Raw genomic sequence first — 20,994 nt, forward strand, 5'->3', positions numbered from 1 at the left:
GCGTCACCGTTCACCTCAGAGTTCGAATTCGGCCGGCGCGATGCCGACGGCGAAACAGGCGTCCCGCACCACGTTTCGCTCGTTCTGGTCGAAGTTGCCGTCGGCGCCGCCGATGACGATGCCGATCTGGATGACGGCCCGAGCCTGATCCTGCTTGGTCTTCAGCTTCGCGATGGTGGCGGTGGCCTCGATCTTGCCGAACTCGAAATCGGACTGCAGCTTGCTGCAGTACCAGTCGAACTTCTGGCTCAGCTCGTCCGAGGGGAACACACTGAGCGCCTCGTTGCTGGTGATCAACCCCGCAGTCTTCTGCCGCTCGGACGGGTCGATGGTCCCGTCCGCCGCGGCGATGAGGGCGCACATGGCCATCGAGGCGTTGGCGAACTCCTTGTTCTGGAACTGCGCCGTCTTCGTCTTGAGCTGGCCGTTCATCTCGAACGCCTTTGCCTTCAGCTGATCCCAGAAAGCCATTGGACTCCTTCTTCGTGTGCCCACGCACGGTGCGTGTGGTGTCCAATTTGCCAGGTTTCGTGGGCGGACGTCGCCGCGGTCGGTCTACCAGCGCAGTCGCACGCGGCTAGCTCTGGGTCTGGCGGCGGACGATCTCGTTGATCCAGATCGGCGCGTACGGGGACGTGCAGTTGGGCGGGGTCGGGTAGTCCTTCAGGATTTCGAGGCGTTCGCCGATGCCGACCGCGCGGGCACGAAGCTCGGGGTGATGGATGCCGATGTTGGCGAGGCATTCGTTCATCGCCCACTGCAGGCGGTCCGGCGCATCCTTCATGTGCGCCTCGATCAGGTCGAGGAGTTCGGGCAGATCGAGGTCGCCGGAGTCCTTCGCCACGCGGTCGCTGGTCAGCGCCCACCCCGCGCTGGCGACGACAGGGTCGGCGTCGGCGAACCACGCGACGCGCAGTTCTTCGACGTGCGGGCTCTTCTTGACGACGTAGCTGACGAGCCAGCCGTGCACCTTGGGGACGCGTGCTTCGCGGAGCATGGCGTCCAACTCGGACGCGGAGTACGCCTTGGGGCGGCAGATCAGGATCGCAACGAGACGGGCCGCGGTGTCACCCGTCCCCCACAGCTCACCGGAGAGGTCGTGCTGGGTCTTCAGACTCTTCGCGACTGCGCGCAGCTTGGTGAGGTTGACACCGTGATCGTCGCCGTGGCGTTCGTTCACGGCGCGGATCTTCGGATCTTCCAGGGCCGCCAGTTCCGCCATCACGTCGCCGACACTGGCCTGCGGTACCGCACGAGTCGCCACAACGATCTCCTCTACTTCTCCGCCCGACATCGCGCCCAGCTTACGTCGACCGTCTTCCGTGACCTCTAAGGACGCAGCGACTGCAGGCCTGCAGTCGGCACGTGAATCCACCCCTCCCGCTCGGCGACGTCGCGGTCGCCACCTTCGGGTAGTGCCGTGCAGCCGAGGGCCGCGGCCCGCGCGATGACGGCGGCCAGCACGGCGTCGAGGGCGTCGTCCGATTCACGGCAGATCGTCTGGAATGCACCGAGTTCCATCCAATCCGCGGCAACGAGGAACGCGTCGACCAACTCTCCCAACGTCACCCGGTTCTGCACACTCTTGTACCCGCGTGACACCAGCCCCCAGGTGCGGAGCGCTGCCGCCGGATACGCCTCCACCACCCGCCCGTCGACGCGGCCGACGTCGACGCCCAGGTCGCCGAGTTCGGCGAGGATGCCGGCGCAACGCAAAGCGACGTGTGCGATGAGGTCCGCCGACACGCTGAGCGGCGCTATTCCCGTCGCGGCCTGCACCACGAGGTCGGTGCGCCGCTTGGTCAGCGGACGACGTCCCTCGCGGTTCGCGAGACCGACGGTCGCGGGAAGCCGGCCGGCGTGGTGTTCGGACACCATCCGGACGAACGCGTCGGGCCAGCCGAACGGTGCGTCGATACCGGCCCTGTCGCACGCCAGGACAGCCTCGGCGATGGCATCGTTCCCGACTCCCAGCCTGATCGACTCGACGCGGGCCACGCCGTCGGACCAGTCGACAACGGCCAGGGCCGTCTTCTTCGGCTCGGCCGCCAGGTCGACTCCCACGGTGCGCACCGGACCAGGTTAGACCGCCGGGAATCGGTGCTGACCTGGCATTACGGTTACATTCGCGTTACTGCTCGCGGCGGTTTCCGCTCCGACCTGCTGAATCTGCGGAAGTGATGCAACGCGAGGCCGGCCTGGTGGTGCCCGGGCCCGTCTACCTGCTCCTGGCGCATCGCGGTCCCGGCCGCTCGGGCAGGGTTTCGCCGTTGTCCACCGCGGGATCGCGGCGGCCCTTTAGGGTCGGAGGACACCCGCGTTCACCGGAGCAGAGAGTAGTCGCAGATGTCCAGTTTCCCGGGCCTCACCCACGTCGCGATCACCGTGTCCGACCTGGCGGCCAGCACCGCCTGGTACACAGCATTGTTCGGTTCGGCACCCGTCCTGGACGAGGACGAGGAATCGGGCACGTTCCACCACACGGTGTTCGCCCTCGACGGGGGCATGCTCTTCGGCCTGCACACCCATCCCGACAGCGGCGCCCCGGCGAGGTTCGACGAACGGCAGGTCGGGCTCGACCACATCGCATTCCAGTGTTCCCCCGACGCACTGCCCGGGTGGGTGGAGCGGCTCGACGCACTCGGAATCGAGCACGGGGGCATCAAGACGGCGCACTACGGGTCCGGAATCTCGTTCCGCGACCCCGACAACATTGCGCTGGAGTTCTTTGCGCCTCCGGCACCCGTGAGTACTTCTTAACGTCGGGCGGTTAATAAGTACTCACGGGTGGCGGAGCCGCAGGCGGCGTCGTGCAGGGTCAGGGCCAGCGCGAGGGCGCCGTCGACGGCGGCCCGGTCGGCGGCGGGTGCGGCGCTGGCCGCAGCGAACTCGGCCTGATGGTTGACGGCGGGTGCCGAGTCGATGCCGATGTAGGGGTGGATCGCGGGAATCACCTGCGAGACGTTGCCCATGTCGGTGGAGGCCCGGTTCATCAGCGAGTCCGGGCCGGTGCGGAACACCCTGCCCAGTCCCTGCGCGTGCCGGACGTACGACGTGAGCAGCGCTTCGTCGGTGCGGAACTCCGAGTACGGTTCGCTTTCCGGGGCGATGGTCAGTTCGCAGCCGGTGGCGACGGCGCCGGCCTCGAAGCAGCGGGCGACCCGGGGTTCGATGCGGGCCAGCTCGTCCAGGGTCTCGGCGCGTACGTACCAGCGGCCTTCGGTGCGCTGGGGAATGGCGTTGGGCGCTTCTCCCCCGCGGGTCATCATCCCGTGGACGCGGGTGTTCGGCGGAAGCTGCTGCCGGAGCAGCCCGATGGCGACCTGCGCGACGGTGAACGCGTCGGCCGCGTTGACGCCGCGCTCCGGGTACGCCGCCGCGTGTGCGGCCTTGCCGTCGTATCGGATGTGGCTGTGGGACACCGCGTACGGCTCGGCGCGGGCGACGTCGACGGGTCCGGGGTGGGCCATGACGGCGGCGTGGACGCCCTCGAACGCCCCGCGTTTCAGCATCTCGATCTTGCCGCCCCCGCCTTCCTCGGCGGGGGTGCCGAGCACCGACAGGGTGATGCCGAGGTCGTCGACGAGCGGCGCGAGGGCCAGCGCCGTCCCCACCGAGATGGCGGAGATGACGTTGTGCCCGCACGCGTGGCCGAGGCCGGGGAGCGCGTCGTATTCTGCGCAGACCGCGAGGTGCAGCGGCCCGGTGCCGACGTGCGCGCGGAACGCGGTGGGCAGCCCGACGTACTGCTGCTCCACCGCGAAGCCGGCGTCCGAGAGCACCCCGGCGACCCGGACGCACGAGCGTGCCTCCTCCCATGCGACCTCCGGGTGGGCGTGCAGGTCGTGTGACAGCGCCAAAATCCGGTCTTCGGCGCGCCTGGCTCCGTCGCGAATCGCGTTGTCGGCATTCATAGGTCACCCGGCACGCCGTAGGACGGGGCGGCCGTGGGGTCGACGCCCCGCACCCGGTAGTCCCGCTTCTGCGGCTCCCACACCGTCCACAGCCGGCGCAGTTCGCCGACCGGGTCGTCGTGCCAGTCGACACGCAGATCGGTGACGGCCCACGGCACGTCCTCGACCACCTGCATTCCCGCGGAGTGCACGGGTCCGGCCTCGCCGCCCGCGGTGACCGCGGCGGTGAGACCGTCGAGCAACCGGCCCTCGAACGTCGGGGCCGTGCTCGACACGTAGCCGAACAGCAGCGACCGGATGACGCCTTCGTCGCGGAGCATGTTGCCTGCGACGGCGGCCCCGCCGCCCTGCGCGCTGCTGTGGATGCCCAGCGTCCGCGCGCCCGAGTGCACCGCGGTGCCGCCGTCCGCATCCACGACGACGATCTGCCGGTATTCCGGGAACTTCTCCTGCGCGAGTACGGATTTCAGCGCGACTTCCGCGTTATCGCCAGACGCGAGCGCGTCCAGGCCGATCGGTCCCAGCTGCGGATTGGTGACGTTCTGGGAGGCGACGACGCCGACGCCGGACCGCACGTGCAGGCAGCGCGACGCCACGGCGGGGCTGGAGGAGCACACGACCATCCCGAACGCGCCCCCGGGATCACGGGCGACGAGTGAGAACGTCATGAGCTGATCACTGCCGTCGCGTCGATCTCGACGAGCCATTCGGGCCGGGCCAGGGCGTCGACGACGATGCCGGTGGACACCGGATGCACACCCTTAAGCCAGCGCCCGACCACCCGGTAGACGGTCTCCCGGTACCGGACGTCGACCAGGTAGATGGTGACCTTGACGACGTCCTCGAGGCAGCTGCCCGATTCCTTCAGCAGCATCGCGATGTTCGCCATCGCCTTCTCGGCCTGGGCCTCGACGTCGCCGATTCCGACGGACTCCCTCGTGTCGAGGTCCTGGCCGATCTGCCCGCGCAGGTACACGACGCCGCCGGCGACGACGGCCTGGGCGAGATCGTTGTCGAGGTTCTGTTCCGGGTATGTCTCGCGGGTGTTGAACGGGCGGATGCGGGTGTGGGTGGTCATGCGGCATCTCCGTCGACGTTGTCGGACAGTCCCGCCGCGGCCTTGACGAGGCCGAGCGGCCCGTCGAAGTCGAAGTTGCGGTACACGGCGGCGAGCTGCGCGAAGGGCGGCGACTGGGCGAAGAGCTGGAACGTCAGCCGGTGTCCGGCGTAGTCGCTGTTGAGCAGGTCGCGGGCGAACGCGAGGAGCTTGCGACGGTCGTCGGCCACCCAGTTGTCGTTGATGGAGTAGAACTTCTCCAGCCACGGCGCGACGTCCGGGTCGGCGAACGTGGCGGCGTCCGGGGTGATGCAGATCTGGCCGCCGCACAGTTCGCGGGCGATGTGCATCATCGCGGGCAGCTGGCTGAGCGCCATCACCCGGCCGGTGTAGAGCAGCGACTGGTTGGGCATGAGCAGGCCACCGGGGCTGGGCTCGGCCAGCGAGATCGCGGCGGTGAGGTGGGCGTTGATCGTCTCCCGGTAGCAGGCGAGCTGGGCGAGCTTCTCCTGCACGGCCTGCTGCTTCTCGAGCCCGCTCTGCTTGACGTTCCACAGCGCCGATCCGATCATGAGGTCGGCGAGGTGCAGGGTGCGCTGCACGAACGGGAACGCGCTGTAGCGGTGCAGGGTGGAGCGGATGAATGTCGCGGCCCGGGTGTGCCGGTAGAACAGCACATCTTCCCAGGGAATCTCGACGTCGTCGAACACGACGAGGGACTCGACCTCGTCGACCCGGTTGGCGAGCGGGTAGTCGGCGGCGGGTGCGCGGCCGGCGAACCCGTTGCGGGAGATGTACTTCAGCCCCGGCGCACCCATGTCGAGCACGAATCCGACGGCGTAGTCGGACAGTTCGCTGTTGCCCCAGTTCGCGATGGTCGGCTTGGTGAATGCCTGGTTGGAATACGCGGCGGCGGTCTCGTACTTGGCGCCGCGCACGACGATGCCGTTGTCGGTCTCCTTCACGACGTGCAGCAGCATGTCGGGATCCTGATCCTGCGGGGCCTTGGACCGGTCGCCCTTGGGGTCGGTGTTCGCCGACACGTGGAACGGATCCTCTCGAATCGACCGCTCGAGATGGCGGCGGATGTTCTCCGAGAAGCGCGGGTCCACCTCGTTGAGGACGTCCTGCCCGTCGAACAGCGACCACATCTCGCCGATGGTCTCGTCGCCGACGCGGGTGACCACACCCCGGGTGTCGTCGAGCACCAGGTCGACGGCGGCGCGCTTGTCGAGCCAGTCCTGCTGGGTGCGGGGCAGCTTGTTGGCGACGGCGTTGCGTTCACCGGAGTCGGGGTCGACGTAGGTCATCGCGTCCTGCGTGGCCTCCGCGTGCGCGAGGTCGTAGATGCGGGCCCGGACGTCGACGATCGGCTTGAACATGGGATGGTCGGCGACGTCCTTGACGCGTTCCCCGTCGACCCAGACCTCACGGCCGTCTCTGATGGACTCCCTGTATTCGTCACCGGTGCGGATCATTTCGTGCTCCTGGTCCTGGGCGCGGGGTGTGCGTCCGGGTAGTCGGGAAAGGTGGAAGGTTCGAATGCTGCGGGCTTGCTGTAGGTGCGGGACGCATAGACGAGCGGTTCCCCGGAGTGCGACTCCACGGCGGCGACACGCCCGATGTAGACGCGGTGGGTGCCGGCGTCGATGACCTCGTGGACGGCGCAGTCGAACGACGCGATCGCGTCGTGCACGCGGGGTGAACCGGATGCGGCCACGGTCCAGTGCCCACAGGTGAAGTCCCACCGCTGCTTACCGGGCCACGGACGGCCCGCGAACGTGTCGGCGACGTGATCGTGCTGGGTGGCAAGCACATTGACGCAGAAGACGCCGTTCTCGGAGATCGCGTCGTTGACGGGGCTCCGTCCGTGGAGGCAGACCAGCACCAGCGCCGGGTCTGCCGACACGGAGCACATCGCGCTCACGGTCTGCGCGGCGCGCCCGCCGGGACCGTCGGTCGCGACGACGGTGACCCCGGTCGCGACGGCGCCCATGGCCGTGACGAAGTTCGCGGTCGAGTTGTCCGGCACCGGTGGGGCCACCGATGTTCGGGCCGTCGTTTCGACGGCTGAGTGAGGGTCGGCGATCGGCATGACGGGCTCCTTTCTGTGTGCGGTGAGCGAGGAGTTCGTGCCGTGGAACCAATCTTGAAGTCCACGGCGAAATCTGTACAACACAGATAAGTGGAGCACTGCATAATGAAAATCGATGCAGCGCGAACGGGTGACCCGCGGCGCCCGGACCAGCGATAATTCCTACATCAGCCGATGCGGACGGGGACGATCATGACGCCACTGCAGCGCTACATAGCCGAAGAGATCGCGATCGACCACGCCGACGGGCTGTTGACGCGCCGGGAGGCGCTGCGCAGGCTCGGACTCATCGGCCTCGGCGTGGCGGCGGCGACCTCCCTGCTCGCCGCGTGCTCGAGCGGCAGCGACGAGCAGTCGTCGACGTCGGCGCCGGTGACACCCGGTGGAGCGACACCCCCGCCACCCGGAACGGCCGACGCCGTGGGCACCGAGGCCGTGACGTTCGCAGGCCCGGACGGACGGGTCCTGCAGGGCGCCTGGGCCGAAGCGGCCACGCCCCGCGGAACGGTGCTCGTGATCCACGAGAACAAGGGCCTCACCGACCACATCCGTTCGGTGGCGGGCCGATTCGCCGGTGCCGGCTACTCGGCGCTCGCCATCGACCTGCTGTCGGAGGAGGGCGGGACCGCGACGTTCACCGACCAGGCCCAGGCCACCGCCGCGCTGGCCACTGTGCCGCCGGAACGCTTCGTCGCCGACATGAAGTCCGGGGTCGACGAACTCGGCCGCCGGGTACCGGACAAGAAGGCGGCGGCGGTCGGGTTCTGTTTCGGCGGTGGGATGGTGTGGCAACTCCTCGCATCCGGCGAACCGCGACTGGCCGCGGCCGTCCCCTTCTACGGTCCCCTACCCGAGGGCGCGGACTTCTCCGGGTCGAAGGCCGCGGTCCTCGCCATCTACGCGGAGCTGGACGCGAGGGTGAACGCCTCCCGCGATGCCGCCGCCGCGGCACTCGCGAAGGCGGGGCTGCCGCACGAGATCGTCACCGTTCCGGGCGCCGATCACGCGTTCTTCAACGACACCGGGCCCCGGTACAACGCGACCGCGGCGGCGGAGGCCTACGAGCGCGTCCTCGCCTGGTTCGGCGAATACCTGGGGTGAGGCGGGCGCATCAGCAGCGCCGCCACGAGGAAGCAGACCGCGCCCACGAACGTGCCCAGGTCCGCGACCGTCGCGTTCTTCAACACGTCCGTGCCCGGGACGATGTACGCGCCGACCGCGGACACCCCGAACGCCACCGACCCGATCATGTTCAGCCAGGTGCTGCGCCAGTTGCGGGCGTGCGGATCCCACAGCTTGTCGGTTTCGGTGGTGGCCACCACCGCCAGACCGCTGGCGACCAGGAACGCCGTCGACCCGAAGAGGTCGGGCCGCCACCCCCACACCCGGTCCTGTTCGACGGTGAGCCCCTGGATCAGAGCGACCGCGGTACTCACGTTGAACAGGAGCGTGCCGACGAACTGGATCAGTGCGGCCCACCAGTCGTAGCGTTCCACCCGGTGCGATTCCGCCCCGGGCACCGGTCGGCCGCTGAGCGACAACTGGATGAATCCGGCGGCGGTGAAGAACAACGATCCGACGAAGTAGGTGATGTTGTCGAGTTCCGGGCCGACCGCGTCGCCGTACACCCGCGTGGCCGCGAGTCCGAACAGGACGGAGCCGATGACGAATCCCCAGGACTCCCGGCGCAGGCGCAGCACCCGGCGCGGCGAAGACGAGGTGCGGTCCTTCGACATCGTGACGTCCCCCTCACCCGTCGGCCCGGGTCCTCAGACTCTCCGAAGACCCGGGCCCGGTCAAGGCCGGGCGCGGAAATTCGGCTGCGAGTCCACGCGGGGTGTGCCAGTGTCGAACCATGACGAGCATCGGCGGAATCACGATCAGAACTGCGACCGAGCAGGACTGGCCGAAGATCGTCGTGCTCAACGAGATCTGCTTCGTGACACCGCAGACGGAGGAATTCACCGCCCACTGGAGGCAGCTCGTCAGCGGCGAACCACCGGTGATCGCGCTGGACGGGGACGAGGTCGTCGGCGCGACGATGGACATTCCCATGACCGTCACCGTTCCCGGCGGCGGCAGCGTCGCGGCGGCGGGCGTCACCGCGGTCACGGTCGCGCCCACCCATCGTCGGCGCGGCGTTCTCCGCGCGCTGTACACCGAACACCACGCACGGATCCGGGCGTCGGGCGTGCCGCTGTCGATTCTCACCGCCAGCGAGGGCGGCATCTACGGGCGGTTCGGGTACGGACCCGCGACCGTCGAGTCGACGGTGAGCATCGACCGCCGGTTCGCCGTCCCGCACCCGAAGGCGCCGGACCCCGGCGGTGTGCGGATGGTCCATCCCGCGGAGGCCCGACCCGCATTCACGGACGTCTACCACCGCTGGCAGCAGGTGACGCCCGGTGCGCAGGTGCGGCCGGAGATCGTGTGGAACCGGATCTTCGCCGACCGCGAGAGCGAGCGCGGTGGCGGCACAGCCTTGTTCGGGCTGGTCCACGACGGCGGCTACGTGCTGTACCGCCGCGCCTCCGGCGACAACGGATCATTCGCCCGGGTGGAGGAGATCCGCACGGTCACCGGCGACGCCCACGCTGCGCTGTGGCGGGCGATGCTCGGCCTCGACCTCGTGCGCCGCATCGAAGCAAACCTCACCCCCGAGGATCCGCTGCCCTATCTGCTCACCGACGGCCGGCTCGTGCGCACCGCCTCGCGTCACGACGAGTTGTGGGTGCGGATCATGGACGTCCCCGCCGCGCTGGAGGCCCGCACGTTCCGCGGCGACCTCGACGTCGTGGTCCAGGTCGACGACGGGTTCCTGGACGCCGGTGGCACATTCGCCCTCACCGTCCGGGACAGCAAGGCCGTGTGCACACGGACCGACGCCGCACCGCAGGTGGCCCTCGACCTCGACGTGCTCGGCAGCCTGTACCTCGGGGCGCACCGGGCGCGGACGTTGGCGGCCGCGAACCGGCTGTGGGCCGCCGACGCCGACGTCCTCGACCGGTTCGAGCACGCGTTCGGCTCCGACCGCGACGCCCAGATGGGCTGGGGGTTCTAGCCCGCCGTCCGTGCCTGTTTCGCGAACACGGCCCGCGCCCGCTCGGCGACGGCCCGGGCCCTCGCCGTACTCCGGACCCCTCTGAGCCGGGCGAGGACGACGGGGAGTCCGGGAACGTCGTCGGCGATCGGCAGTGTCGCGACCCTCCCGCCGTCGTACGTCCGGCCCTCGGCGGGCCGCTGGTTCAGGATCGAGAAGCCGTGGCCGCGGGCGACGAGCCCACGCACCGTTTCGTAGCTCGCCGACCGGTAGCGGACCATCGGGGTGACCCCCGACCCCGACAGCATGGCGAGGAAGTAGTCGCGGCTGCTCGGCAGGTCCAGCAGCACCATCGGTTCGCCCTCGAGGTCGGCGAGCGCGATCGCGTCGTGGCCGGCCAGCCGGTGGTCCGGCGGCAGGACGACGTGCGGCCTGGCGACGCCCAGCGTCTCCGTCTCCATGTCTTCGCCCAGCGCGAGGTCGTAGGTGAGGGCCAGTTCCGCGGTGCCGTTGCGCAGCGCCGCCCGGACCGCCTCCGCCTGGGTCTCGACGACTTCCACCTCCAGGTCGGGGTGCTGATCGCGCAGGTCCGAGATGAGCGTCGGGAGGATGAACGGGGTGAGGGTGACGAAACAGGCCAGGCGCACCGTTCCCCGGACGTTGTCCTCGTGGCCGCGCGCCGCGTCGAGGACCTCCCCGAGATGGGCGAGGACGCTGCGGGTGTCGCGGAGCATCTCCTCCCCCGCCGCCGTGAGAACGAGTCCGCGGGACCGTTGCCGGATGAACAGCTGGGTGCCGATCTGGTGCTCGAGTTGGGAGATCGCCGACGAGACCGCCGACTGCGCGACCATCAGTTCGTCGGCGGCCTTCGTCATGCTGGAGAAGTTCGCGGCCTCGACGAAATACCTGAGCTGGGTGAACGTCACGTCGGGTCGTCGTTGCATGCGCTCTCCTCGGGATCTGAGGCCACCAGGATCGCAGGTCTCCGACCGGGGAGCCACCCACGGCACCCGCTGTGGCCGCGACGCCGTCAGCGGACGTCGGCCTTCACGAGGCCGGGGTCCGGCTCCGACCCGGGGCCGTCCTCTCGCGCGGTGCGCGGGCCGGTCGCGGACCGCACCGACGCGCCCCGCACGTAGCCGACCGCGCCGAGGAGCGCGAGCACGGCCAGCGTCCCGAGGGTGAACAGTTCGAACGTCCCCTGGCTCACGCCCCAGATCTCCGCGAAGTCGTAGTCCAGGCCGAACACCGATTCCAGCGTGCCGGGGAACACCGCCACCCAGGAACCGAGCAGCACCCAGGCGAAGCAGAGGGAGCCGAGGACGCGGAAGCCGACGTTCCCGGTAGGCACCCGGAAGGGCCGCGCGACGTCCGGGAACCGCGTGCGCAGCCGGACCGCGGACGGGATGACGATCAGGTAGCTGAGCAGGAACGTCGAGATCGAGATCGTCAGCACCACCGCGAAGATGGAACCGCCGGACCCGGTGATCTGCATCGCCGCGATCATGAAGACGGTGGCGACGACTCCGGACAGGAAGTTGACGCGCACCGGCGTTCCGAGGCGGGGATGGAATCGGCCGAAGAACCCGCCGAAGAAGGCGCCGTCGGCCGCGGCCATCGCCTGCATGCGGTCGCTGATGATCATCCACGCCGCACCCTGGGTCATCAGGATCACGGCGAAGATCACCCCGGTCACGGTCAGCATGGCGGGTGCGGCGGGTCCGTACACGCTGTACACGGTCGCGACCGCCTCGAGCAGGCCGCCGACACCGGTGATGTCGTCCGCGGGCACCACCAGGAGGATCGCGAAGATCGGCAGCAGGTAGGACGCGGCGGCGATGCCGCAGGCGCGGGCGATCGAGATCGGGACGTCGCGGGCGGGGTTCTTCATCTCCCCGGCGGCACTGTTCCCGGATTCGAAACCGAGGTAGGAGAACAGCAGCAGCGGCGTCACCCCGAGGAGCCCGGTGAGGGTGGGGCTGAAGTCGCCCGCCGAGATGCCGGCGAAACCGTTCTTCGCGGCATAGATCCCGGTGGTGACGAGGAAGAACAACAGGAAGACGATCTTCAGGAACGCGCCGACCGTCGGAATCCATTTGCCTCGTGCCAGGCTCACCACGGCCGCGAGCACCGTCAGCCAGATGAAGACGAGCTTGAACAGGTAGTCCGTCACCGACCCCTCCTCGAACGCGGTGACGTAGTGGTTCCAGGTCTCGGCGGCGATGAACGCCATCGACCCTCCGACCCACACCGGCTGCGTCACCCACGTCAGCAGCGACGCGAGGGCCGCGAGCGGCCGGCCGAACGCCCGCCGGACCCACACGTAGACGCCGCCCTCACCCGTGAACGTGCTGCCGATCTCGGCGAAGATCAGACCGTACGGCAGCAGGAAGAACACCGCGAGAACCAGTGCCCAGGTGAAGGTCTCCGCGCCGAACGTGGAGACCTGACCGAGAACCTCGACCGACACCACCGCCGCGACGATGAGGAAGACGATGTCGAAACGGCCGAGGGACTTCTTCAGGTGTCGTGTCTGTTCGTCCGCCAGGGCGGTCGGGGTGTTGTCGCTCATCGGTGCACCTCGTTGCTGGAGTCGATAGGAAAGTGCTTGCGCGCTAGCGCGTTTCGGCCGGCGCGGCGTCGGCCTTCGGCGGCAACATCGCAGTGATGCCGGTCACTACTCTCGTCCGCGCCCGGCAAATCTGTACAACACAAAGATCCGGGGTAGTGCATCAGTTCTGCAGATGCCAAGACTCGGGTGAATCCCTGCGGCTAGTCCGCGGTGAACTCGGCGATCGAGCACGACAGCACGGTGTCGAGGTAGCGGAGGACGCTGTTCCGCGCGGTCCACGGCTCGATGCGCCGGTTCCGCGCGATGATGTGCAGGCCGTAGGCGTCCTCGAGGCTCACCGCGGTGCGGGCGATCTCCTCGGTGGGCATCGACGGCGTGAACACGCCCTGGGACCGGCCGATCTCGAGCACCGTGCTGTACAGCGACACCTCCAGGTCGAACAGCGTCGACAGCAGCGCGGAGTGCGTCGCGTTGCGGCTCGCGTGGAGATGCAGTTCGTAGAGGACCGTGCACAGCGGATCGTCGGCGGCATCGGGGATGCCCAGCCGCACCGTGGTGCGCAGCCGCTCGACCGGATCGGCGAGATCCTGCACGGCGTCGTGCCTGCGCCGGTAGAACCGGTCGACCGCGTGCTCGTGCACCTCGACGAGCAGATCCTCGAGTGACGGGTAGTAGTAGCTGACCAGACCCGCCGACAGGCCCGCCTCCTCCGCGACGTCCTTGATGCGCAGCCCGGTCATGCCCCGCTTGGTGATCGCGGTGGTGGCCGCCGAGACCATCTCACTGCGCCGGACTCCCTGCCTCTTCGGACGTGCCATGACCACCATTATTGATGAACTTCATCAATAAACAAGTCGCGATCGGGGCGGTATTTCTCCCACCGAGCCTGGACTTTCACTACTCGATCGGCAATTATTTGAGACAGATCGCAAAGAATCGCCGTCTCGGCGACAGTGGAACGGCCGGCCAGCCGAGTGCGCAGGCCACCACAGCGAGCCCACTCTCCGTCTCCAGTCAGGAACCCACCGTGCGTGATCCGCGATACGACATCCTGTTCGAACCGGTCAAGATCGGACCGGTCACCGCCCGCAACCGGTTCTTCCAGGTCCCCCACTGCAACGGCATGGGCTACCGCGACCCCTCCGGCGAGGCCTACATGCGGCGAGTCAAGGCCGAGGGCGGCTGGGCGGTCGTCTGCACCGAGCAGGTCGAGATCCACCCCACCTCGGACATCGGCCCGTTCATCGAACTGCGCCTCTGGGACGATCAGGACCTGCCCGCCCTCACCAGGATCTCCGAGAAGATCCACGAAGGCGGTTCTCTCGCCGGCATCGAACTCGCCCACAACGGCCTGAACAGCCCCAACCTGATCAGCCGCGAAACCCCGCTCGGCCCGCAGAATCTGCCCGTCGTCTCCTGGAACTACGACCCCGTCCAGGCCAGGGAGATGACCAAGTCGGACATCGCCGACCTCCGGCACTGGCACAAGGAGGCGGTGCGCCGGTCGTTGAAGGCCGAATACGACATCGTCTACGTGTACGCCGGGCACGCGATCGGCGGCCTGCACCACTTCCTGTCCCGTCGCTACAACAACCGGACGGACGAGTACGGCGGCAGCCTCACCAACCGCGTGCGCCTGCTCCGCGAGATCCTCGAGGATTCCCGCGAGGTCGCCGACGGCAAGGCCGCGGTCGCGTGCCGCATCTCCGTCGACGAACTCCTCGGCGACGAGGGCATCACGCGCAGCGAGATCGAGGACGTGATCGGCCTGCTCGGCGAGACCCCGGACCTGTGGGACTTCGTGCTCGGCAGCTGGGAGGACGACTCCGTCACCTCGCGGTTCGGACCCGAGGCGGAGCAGGAACCGTACGTTCGGGGACTGAAGCAACTCACCACCAAACCCGTCGTCGGTGTCGGCCGTTTCACCTCGCCCGACACGATGCTGCACCAGGTCAAGAGCGGCATCCTCGACTTCATCGGGGCGGCCCGACCGTCGATCGCCGACCCGTACCTTCCCCGCAAGATCGAGGAGGGCAACCTCGAGGACATCCGCGAATGCATCGGCTGCAACATCTGCGTGTCCGGTGACTTCACGATGTCTCCGATCCGCTGCACCCAGAACCCGACGATGGGCGAGGAGTTCCGTCGCGGCTGGCACCCGGAGCGGATCAAGGTCCGGTCGAGCGAGTCGAACGTGCTCGTGGTCGGTGCGGGTCCCGCCGGCCTCGAGGCCGCGCGTGCCCTCGGGCAACGCGGTTACACCGTGAGCCTCGCCGAGGCCGGCAGGCAACTCGGTGGCCGGGTGACCCGGGAGTCGAAGCTGCCCGGACTGTCCGCCTGGATCCGGGTGGTGGACTACCGGCAGCAGCAACTCCGCAAGTTGTCCAACGTCGACGTGTTCATGGAGAGCGAGATGACCGCCGACGACGTCATCGACAACGACTTCCACCACGTGGTCGTCGCCACCGGTTCGAGTTGGCGCCGCGACGGCGTCGGCCGGTGGCACACCCACGCCGTTCCCGTCGACGACCACGCCGACGTCCTCACACCGGACGACGTGATGGCGGGGCTGCGACCGGCGGGCAACAAGGTGGTGCTCTTCGACGACGACCACTACTACCTCGGGGCGGTCGTCGCCGAACTCCTGGCGAAGGAGGGATTCGACGTCACCCTGATCACTCCGGCCGCGCACGTGTCGCAGTGGACGACGAACACCATGGAAGTGGTCCGGATACGCAAGCGAATCATCAAGGCCGGGGTCCACGTTCAGGTGAACCGCGCTGTCACCGCGATCACCCCCGAAGGTGTCCGCACGGTGTGCGCGTTCACCGGCGACGAACAGTTCTTCGACGCGGACGGCGTCGTCCTGGTCACCGCCCGGCTTCCGCACGACGGACTGTTCCACGACCTGCAGTCGCGCGAATCCGAGTGGGCCGCCGCCGACCTGCGCAGCGTCCGCGGCATCGGCGACGCCTGGGCGCCGTCCACCATCGCAGCGGCCGTCTGGTCCGGGCACCGGTACGCCGAGGAACTCGACGAACCGCCCGCGCCGGGCCCCGTCGCCTTCCGCCGGGAAGTCACCGGCCTGTCGATCGAACCCGTCAGCACACTGACGATCCCCCCGTTCGCCAACGCACAGAATTGAGGAACACCGCCATGACCGCAGTACACCCGATCCCCACCGACGCCGAGAACGTCGCGGCGATGACCCCCAGCGCCTACGTCACCGCGGAGACGCTCCGGGCGGGCGATCCGCAAGAACACGAAATGGTCCACCTGAGCAGCGGCGACGAGAAGTTCACCGTCGGCTCGTGGCGCGCCGAGCCCTATCGCGAGTTCATCGAGTCCTACCCGGGCGACGAATACACCCGGGTCCTGGAGGGCTCCGTGACCTTGACGGCGGACGACGGGGTCGCCCACACCTTCGGCCCCGGCGACGCGTTCACCCTGACCAAGGGGTGGCGCGGGGAGTACCGCGTCGACGAACCGCTGCTCAAGCAGTTCGCCATCTACGTTCCCTGACCATCACTTTCGAGCACGAGGATGACGATGCCTGATCCGACCACACTCGACGACTGGACAGCACTCGCCGCGGCAATCACGCCGCGCCGCGAACTGTTCGTCGACGGCGCGTTCCGTCCCGCGAAATCGGACGAGACGTTCGATTCGATCAACCCGGCGACCGGTGAACTGCTCGCCCGGGTGTCCGCCGCGGACGCCCCCGACGTCGACGCGGCGGTCCGGTCCGCGAGGGAGGCGTTCGACTCGGGCATCTGGTCGCGCAGCCCGGCGTCCCACCGCAAACGGGTCCTGCTCAGGCTCGCCGAGCTGATCCTCGAGCACCGCCACGAGCTCGCCCTGCTCGACTCCCTCGACATGGGCAAGCTCGTGGTGGAGGCGCTGACCGTCGACGTCCCCTCGGCCGCCGCACTTTTCACGTTCTACGCCGAGGCTCTCGACAAGATCGGCGGGGAGATCGCGCCCACCGATCCGGGAAGTCTCGCGCTCGTCTCCCGCGAACCGCTCGGTGTCGTCGCCGCCGTGGTGCCGTGGAACTTTCCGCTCGATCTGGCGGTGTGGAAGCTGGCGCCGGCCCTCGCAGCGGGCAACAGCGTCGTCCTCAAACCCGCCGAGCAGGCCCCGCTGTCGGTGCTGCGACTGGCCGAACTCGCGACCGAGGCGGGGCTGCCCGACGGCGTCCTGAGCGTCGTCCCGGGGCTCGGCGCCACCGCCGGGGCGGCGCTGGGCCTGCATCCCGACGTCGACGTCGTCGCCTTCACCGGCTCCACCGAGACCGGGAAGAGGTTCCTCCGCTACGCGGCGGACTCGAATCTGAAGCAGGTCTGGCTCGAATGCGGCGGCAAGAGCCCGAATCTCGTGTTCGCCGACGCCGATCTCGACGAGGCCGTGGAGAAGGCCGTGTTCGGCGCCTTCTACAACCAGGGGGCGGTGTGCTCCGCCAACTCCCGGTTGCTGGTGCAGGAGTCGGTCGCCGAGCAGGTCACCGACGCACTCGTCCGCCGGGCGTCGTCGATCCGGCCGGGCAACCCGCTCGACCCCGGGTCCACGCTGGGTGCCATCGTCGACGAGAAGCACACCCGGACGGTCGCCGGTTTCATCGAACGCGCCCGCCCCGACAGCCGGGTGTTGCTGGGCGGCAACCGGACCACCGTCGACGGCCGGGGTTGCTTCGTCGAACCGACGATCCTCGGCGACGTCGCCCCGACCGCCGAGGTCGTGACGCAGGAGGTGTTCGGACCGGTCCTCACCGTCCAGACGTTCACCGACGAGTCCGACGCCATCCGCATGGCCAATGACAGCATCTACGGGCTGGCGGCGTCGGTGTGGACGGAAAACCTGAACCGGGCCCACCGCGTCTCCTCCGCGCTGCGGGCGGGAACCGTCTCGGTCAACACCGTCGACGCCATCAGCGCGCAGACCCCGTTCGGCGGGTTCAAACAGTCCGGGTTCGGCCGCGACCTCTCCCTGCACGCGATGGACAAGTACACCGGACTGAAGACGACGTGGATCCGGCTGCGGTGACGCGCGGGCGAATGTACCCGTCGGCGCACCCGAGGCGCCCGGAGGTACATTCGCCCCGAAACGTGGCACCCCACACCGGCCCGTCGAGCCGCTAAGCTGGCGCCATGTTCGCCCTCGTCCCTCCGGAACCAGATCCGCGATTGCGTTGTGCCACAGCACTTCATGGCAACACCTCCACGATGGAGGCGATCACGGTACGCCGGCTCGCCGCGGCCGACTGGGAGGCGGTGCTCCGGATCTACTCCGAGGGGATCGCGACGCGACGGGCCACGTTCGAGACGGTGACCCCGACCAGGTCGGAGCTGGACACACGCTGGCTCGACGGGCACCGGTGGGTGGCCGAGGTGTCGGGGACGGTGGCCGGGTGGGCCGCCCTCTCCCCCATATCCTCGCGGCGGTGCTTCCGCGGGGTCGCCGAGAATTCCGTGTACACCGCCAGGGAGTTCCGCGGGGAAGGCGTCGGCACCGCACTGATGCGGCGGCTCCTCGACGAGGCCGACTTCGCGGGACTGTGGACGCTGCAGGCCTCGGTGCTGGCGGTCAACACCGGGTCGATCGCCCTGCACCACGCGGTCGGCTACCGGACGGTCGGGGTGCGGGAGCGACTCGCGCAGATCGACGGCACCTGGCACGACAGCGTCCTGCTCGAGCGCCGCCGGGACACCTGACACCGCGACCGCCCGGCGATACCGTGGAGGAATGCTCCCCGTCATCGACCTCGCCGAACTGGACACCCCGGCCGGGCGGGAACGGCTGCGGGAGATCACCCATCACGTCGGGTTCTTCTACCTCGACGGGCACGGCGTGGACCGGGCACTCCTCGACCGGGTGTTCACCGTCGCGCGGGAGTTCTTCGCCCTGACCGACGACGCCAAGCAGTCGATCGCGATGCTGAACAGTCCCCATTTCCGCGGCTACAACCGGGTGGGCGGCGAACTGACCAACGGTGAGACCGACTGGCGGGAACAGATCGACATCGGGCCCGAACGGCAGCCGATCCCCGGTGCCGCCGGCTACCTGCGGCTGCAGGGTCCCAATCAGTGGCCCGCGGATCTCCCCGACCTGGAGAAGACGATCGAGGCCCTCGACGCCGCGCTCGCCGACGTCGGGATGCGGCTGCTGCGGCACTGGGCCGCGTCACTCGACGCCGATCCGGCAATCTTCGACGACGCCTTCGCGCACGCCCCCGCCACACTGATCAAGGTCGTCCGCTATCCGGAACGCCCGAGCGCCGACCACACCGGCGAGCAGGGTGTCGGCGCCCACAAGGATTCGGGCGTACTGACGATGCTGCTCCTCGAACCCGGGTCGTCAGGACTCCAGGTGGAAACCGAGGACAGCGACTGGATCGACGCGCCCGCGCGGGCGGGTTCGTTCGTCGTGAACATCGGCGAACTGCTCGAGGTCGCGACCGGTGGCTACCTCCGGGCCACCCGGCATCGGGTGCTCACGCCCGCCGGTGCGCCCGAGCGATTGTCGGTCCCGTACTTCCTCAATCCCGCTCTCGACGCCACGGTCCCGGTGATCACCCTGCCACCGAATCTCGCCGCGCGAGCCCGCGGAATCGAGGACGACCCGTCGAACCCGCTCTACAACACGTACGGCGAGAACGCGTGGAAGAGCCGCACCCGCGCGCACCCCGACGTCTACGCGCGCTGGTATCCGGGCGAGGCGGAACCGGAGTAAAACGCCCGCCGCCACCGGGAGTATTGTTCCCGCAGTGTTGTTCCTGACCTCTCGGCGCTACGTCGACCTCCGCCTGCAGGCGAGCGCGATCTGTCCGCGCTCGCGCTGACGCACCTCTCCACTCAGGACTCTCTCCCGCCGTATCCGCCCCACCGGGCGACGTTCCACGGCCCCACGCGAAAGGCACACCCATGCCCAGTTCCGCGCTGTCCACGCGCGCCGAGACCACCTCTCGACGCCGTCTCCCCCAGTGGGCCACCTCGTTCGGCCCCCAGATCGTCACCGGTCTCGTTGTCGGCGTCATCCTCGGACTCGTCGCCCGCGCCATGCCCGTCGCCGCCGACGGCAACGAGAACTGGCTCGTCGGAACCGTCCACACCATCGGCTCCAGTTACGTGAAACTGCTTACCGTCGCGGTGATCCCGCTGGTGTTCACGGCCATCGTCAGCTCGATCGCCAACCTGCGTGAGGTGGCCAACGCCGCCCGCCTCGCCGTCCAGACACTGCTGTGGTTCGCGATCACCGCGTTCATCGCCGTGATCATCGGGATCGTCGTCGGGTCGATCACCCAGCCCGGAGCCCGCACCGGCGTCAGCGCCGCCACCGAAAAGGCGCCCGGCACCACCGGTTCGTGGTGGGCGTTCGTCACCGGACTGGTCCCCAGCAACTTCCTCGGACTGAACGCGAAGACCACCGTCGCCGAGGGCGCGGCCAGCACGTCGCTGAGCTTCAACGTGCTGCAACTGCTCGTCGTCGCGGCCGCGATCGGCATCGCCGCCCTGAAGGTCGGAGCGAAAGCCGAACCGTTCCTGCAGTTCAACGCATCGCTCCTCGCCATCGTGCAGAAGGTGCTGTGGTGGATCATCCGTCTCGCACCGATCGGGACCGCGGCACTGATCGCGAACGCCGTCGCCACGTACGGCTGGGACGCCATCGGCTCGCTCGGCTGGTTCACCGCCGCCGTGTACGTCGGCCTGGCCATCGTGTTCTTCGTCGTCTACCCCGTCCTGATCCGCGCGCACGGACTGTCGGTGCGCGCCTTCTACTCCGGCGTGTGGCCCGCAACACAACTCGGCTTCGTGTCGCGGTCGTCGATCGGCACCCTGCCCCTCACCGAGCGGGTCACCGAACGCAATCTCGGCGTCCCCCGCGAGTACGCGTCGTTCGCCGTGCCGCTCGGGTCGACCACCAAGATGGACGGCTGCGCCGCGATCTATCCCGCGATCGCAGCGATCTTCGTCGCCGAGTTCTACGGTGCGCCTTTGTCGTTCACCGACTACCTCCTGATCATCGTCGTGTCGGTCATCGGTTCCGCCGCCACCGCGGGCACCACCGGAGCCACGGTCATGCTGACGCTCACGCTGTCGACGCTGGGGCTTCCCCTCGCCGGTGTCGGCCTGCTGCTCGCGGTCGAGCCGATCGTCGACATGGGCCGCACCGCGGTGAACGTCACCGGCCAGGCGCTCGTCCCCACCATCGTCGCCAAGCGGGAGGGCATCCTCGACGAAGCCCGCTACAACGCCGAGCGCACCGGCGACCCGTTCCAGGACGACGACACGGTCGTCGCCGCGTAGCGAACGCTCGACG

General features: G+C 68.8%; 21 protein-coding genes. 9 read left to right on the top strand and 12 right to left on the bottom strand.

Features of this window, described 5'->3' with window-relative positions:
• Window positions 1-15 precede the first annotated feature (15 nt).
• The 3 genes from JWS14_RS09000 to JWS14_RS09010 form a co-directional block, all read right to left on the bottom strand.
• The gene (locus JWS14_RS09000; RefSeq protein WP_072944086.1) at window positions 16-471 is read right to left on the bottom strand and encodes a tellurite resistance TerB family protein; all 456 of its coding nucleotides are present in this window, start codon (window positions 469-471) and stop codon (window positions 16-18) included.
• Between the two features lie 106 nt (window positions 472-577).
• A complete protein-coding gene (locus JWS14_RS09005) occupies window positions 578-1,222 on the bottom strand; it encodes a DNA alkylation repair protein (protein ID WP_241031659.1) in 645 nt (214 codons plus the stop codon).
• Window positions 1,223-1,329: 107 nt separating this feature from the next.
• Entirely contained in the window at window positions 1,330-2,073 is a 744-nt protein-coding gene (locus JWS14_RS09010; protein WP_072944082.1) for a DUF429 domain-containing protein, read from the bottom strand.
• 273 nt (window positions 2,074-2,346) lie between these two features.
• On the opposite strand from JWS14_RS09010, the gene JWS14_RS09015 reads away from it, so the two are divergent.
• The gene (locus JWS14_RS09015) at window positions 2,347-2,760 is read left to right on the top strand and encodes a VOC family protein (protein WP_072944081.1); all 414 of its coding nucleotides are present in this window, start codon (window positions 2,347-2,349) and stop codon (window positions 2,758-2,760) included.
• On the opposite strand, the gene JWS14_RS09020 is transcribed toward JWS14_RS09015, so the two are convergent.
• Genes JWS14_RS09020 through JWS14_RS09040 form a run of 5 tightly spaced genes read right to left on the bottom strand, consistent with a single transcriptional unit; the run spans window position 2,757 to window position 7,066 of the window.
• On the bottom strand, window positions 2,757-3,914 hold the full coding sequence (locus JWS14_RS09020) for a M20 family metallopeptidase (RefSeq protein ID WP_206012936.1): 1,158 nt from the start codon (window positions 3,912-3,914) through the stop codon (window positions 2,757-2,759). The genes JWS14_RS09015 and JWS14_RS09020 overlap by 4 nt on opposite strands.
• Window positions 3,911-4,582: a DUF1028 domain-containing protein gene (locus JWS14_RS09025; RefSeq protein WP_206012937.1), complete on the bottom strand. Its 672-nt coding sequence runs from the start codon at window positions 4,580-4,582 to the stop codon at window positions 3,911-3,913. Before JWS14_RS09025 ends, JWS14_RS09020 begins: the two co-directional genes overlap by 4 nt.
• The gene (locus JWS14_RS09030) at window positions 4,579-4,992 is read right to left on the bottom strand and encodes a RidA family protein (RefSeq protein WP_072944076.1); all 414 of its coding nucleotides are present in this window, start codon (window positions 4,990-4,992) and stop codon (window positions 4,579-4,581) included. Before JWS14_RS09030 ends, JWS14_RS09025 begins: the two co-directional genes overlap by 4 nt.
• Window positions 4,989-6,449 (bottom strand): 4-hydroxyphenylacetate 3-hydroxylase family protein, encoded by a 1,461-nt coding sequence (locus JWS14_RS09035; protein ID WP_072944075.1) that lies wholly within the window; start codon window positions 6,447-6,449, stop codon window positions 4,989-4,991. The genes JWS14_RS09030 and JWS14_RS09035 overlap by 4 nt, the downstream gene beginning before the upstream one ends.
• On the bottom strand, window positions 6,446-7,066 hold the full coding sequence (locus tag JWS14_RS09040) for a flavin reductase family protein (RefSeq protein WP_072944074.1): 621 nt from the start codon (window positions 7,064-7,066) through the stop codon (window positions 6,446-6,448). Before JWS14_RS09040 ends, JWS14_RS09035 begins: the two co-directional genes overlap by 4 nt.
• A gap of 192 nt (window positions 7,067-7,258) precedes the next feature.
• Between JWS14_RS09040 and JWS14_RS09045 the strand changes: the two genes are divergently transcribed.
• Complete coding sequence (locus tag JWS14_RS09045) at window positions 7,259-8,167, top strand: dienelactone hydrolase family protein (RefSeq protein ID WP_095865934.1); 909 nt, start codon at window positions 7,259-7,261, stop codon at window positions 8,165-8,167.
• Here JWS14_RS09045 and JWS14_RS09050 read toward each other — a convergent pair.
• The gene (locus JWS14_RS09050) at window positions 8,125-8,802 is read right to left on the bottom strand and encodes a hypothetical protein (RefSeq protein ID WP_072944070.1); all 678 of its coding nucleotides are present in this window, start codon (window positions 8,800-8,802) and stop codon (window positions 8,125-8,127) included. The genes JWS14_RS09045 and JWS14_RS09050 overlap by 43 nt on opposite strands.
• A 119-nt stretch (window positions 8,803-8,921) precedes the next feature.
• Between JWS14_RS09050 and JWS14_RS09055 the strand changes: the two genes are divergently transcribed.
• Window positions 8,922-10,127, top strand: a complete 1,206-nt coding sequence (locus JWS14_RS09055; RefSeq protein ID WP_206012938.1) for an enhanced intracellular survival protein Eis — start codon at window positions 8,922-8,924, stop codon at window positions 10,125-10,127.
• On the opposite strand, the gene JWS14_RS09060 is transcribed toward JWS14_RS09055, so the two are convergent.
• The 3 genes from JWS14_RS09060 to JWS14_RS09070 all read right to left on the bottom strand — a co-directional run bounded on the left by JWS14_RS09060 (window position 10,124) and on the right by JWS14_RS09070 (window position 13,496).
• On the bottom strand, window positions 10,124-11,050 hold the full coding sequence (locus tag JWS14_RS09060; protein ID WP_206012939.1) for a LysR family transcriptional regulator: 927 nt from the start codon (window positions 11,048-11,050) through the stop codon (window positions 10,124-10,126). The two genes, JWS14_RS09055 and JWS14_RS09060, sit on opposite strands and share 4 nt — an antisense overlap.
• Window positions 11,051-11,136: 86 nt before the next feature.
• Window positions 11,137-12,678 carry an APC family permease gene (locus tag JWS14_RS09065; protein WP_072944065.1) on the bottom strand — a complete coding sequence of 514 codons (1,542 nt, stop codon included), beginning with the start codon at window positions 12,676-12,678 and terminating at the stop codon, window positions 11,137-11,139.
• A 200-nt stretch (window positions 12,679-12,878) separates the two neighbouring features.
• Complete coding sequence (locus JWS14_RS09070; protein WP_072944279.1) at window positions 12,879-13,496, bottom strand: TetR/AcrR family transcriptional regulator; 618 nt, start codon at window positions 13,494-13,496, stop codon at window positions 12,879-12,881.
• A gap of 209 nt (window positions 13,497-13,705) precedes the next feature.
• Between JWS14_RS09070 and JWS14_RS09075 the strand changes: the two genes are divergently transcribed.
• The 6 genes from JWS14_RS09075 to JWS14_RS09100 all read left to right on the top strand — a co-directional run bounded on the left by JWS14_RS09075 (window position 13,706) and on the right by JWS14_RS09100 (window position 20,981).
• Window positions 13,706-15,823, top strand: a complete 2,118-nt coding sequence (locus JWS14_RS09075) for an oxidoreductase (protein ID WP_095865935.1) — start codon at window positions 13,706-13,708, stop codon at window positions 15,821-15,823.
• 11 nt (window positions 15,824-15,834) lie between these two features.
• Window positions 15,835-16,200 carry a cupin domain-containing protein gene (locus tag JWS14_RS09080; RefSeq protein ID WP_072944063.1) on the top strand — a complete coding sequence of 122 codons (366 nt, stop codon included), beginning with the start codon at window positions 15,835-15,837 and terminating at the stop codon, window positions 16,198-16,200.
• 27 nt (window positions 16,201-16,227) lie between these two features.
• Window positions 16,228-17,721: an aldehyde dehydrogenase gene (locus JWS14_RS09085; RefSeq protein ID WP_206012940.1), complete on the top strand. Its 1,494-nt coding sequence runs from the start codon at window positions 16,228-16,230 to the stop codon at window positions 17,719-17,721.
• 179 nt (window positions 17,722-17,900) lie between these two features.
• Complete coding sequence (locus tag JWS14_RS09090) at window positions 17,901-18,389, top strand: GNAT family N-acetyltransferase (RefSeq protein WP_206012941.1); 489 nt, start codon at window positions 17,901-17,903, stop codon at window positions 18,387-18,389.
• 31 nt (window positions 18,390-18,420) lie between these two features.
• The gene (locus tag JWS14_RS09095; RefSeq protein WP_206012942.1) at window positions 18,421-19,407 is read left to right on the top strand and encodes an isopenicillin N synthase family dioxygenase; all 987 of its coding nucleotides are present in this window, start codon (window positions 18,421-18,423) and stop codon (window positions 19,405-19,407) included.
• A gap of 191 nt (window positions 19,408-19,598) precedes the next feature.
• Window positions 19,599-20,981, top strand: a complete 1,383-nt coding sequence (locus JWS14_RS09100) for a dicarboxylate/amino acid:cation symporter (protein ID WP_206012943.1) — start codon at window positions 19,599-19,601, stop codon at window positions 20,979-20,981.
• Window positions 20,982-20,994 lie beyond the last annotated feature (13 nt).

The sequence above is a fragment of the Rhodococcus koreensis genome (assembly GCF_017068375.1).
Lineage (GTDB): Bacteria > Actinomycetota > Actinomycetes > Mycobacteriales > Mycobacteriaceae > Rhodococcus_F > Rhodococcus_F koreensis.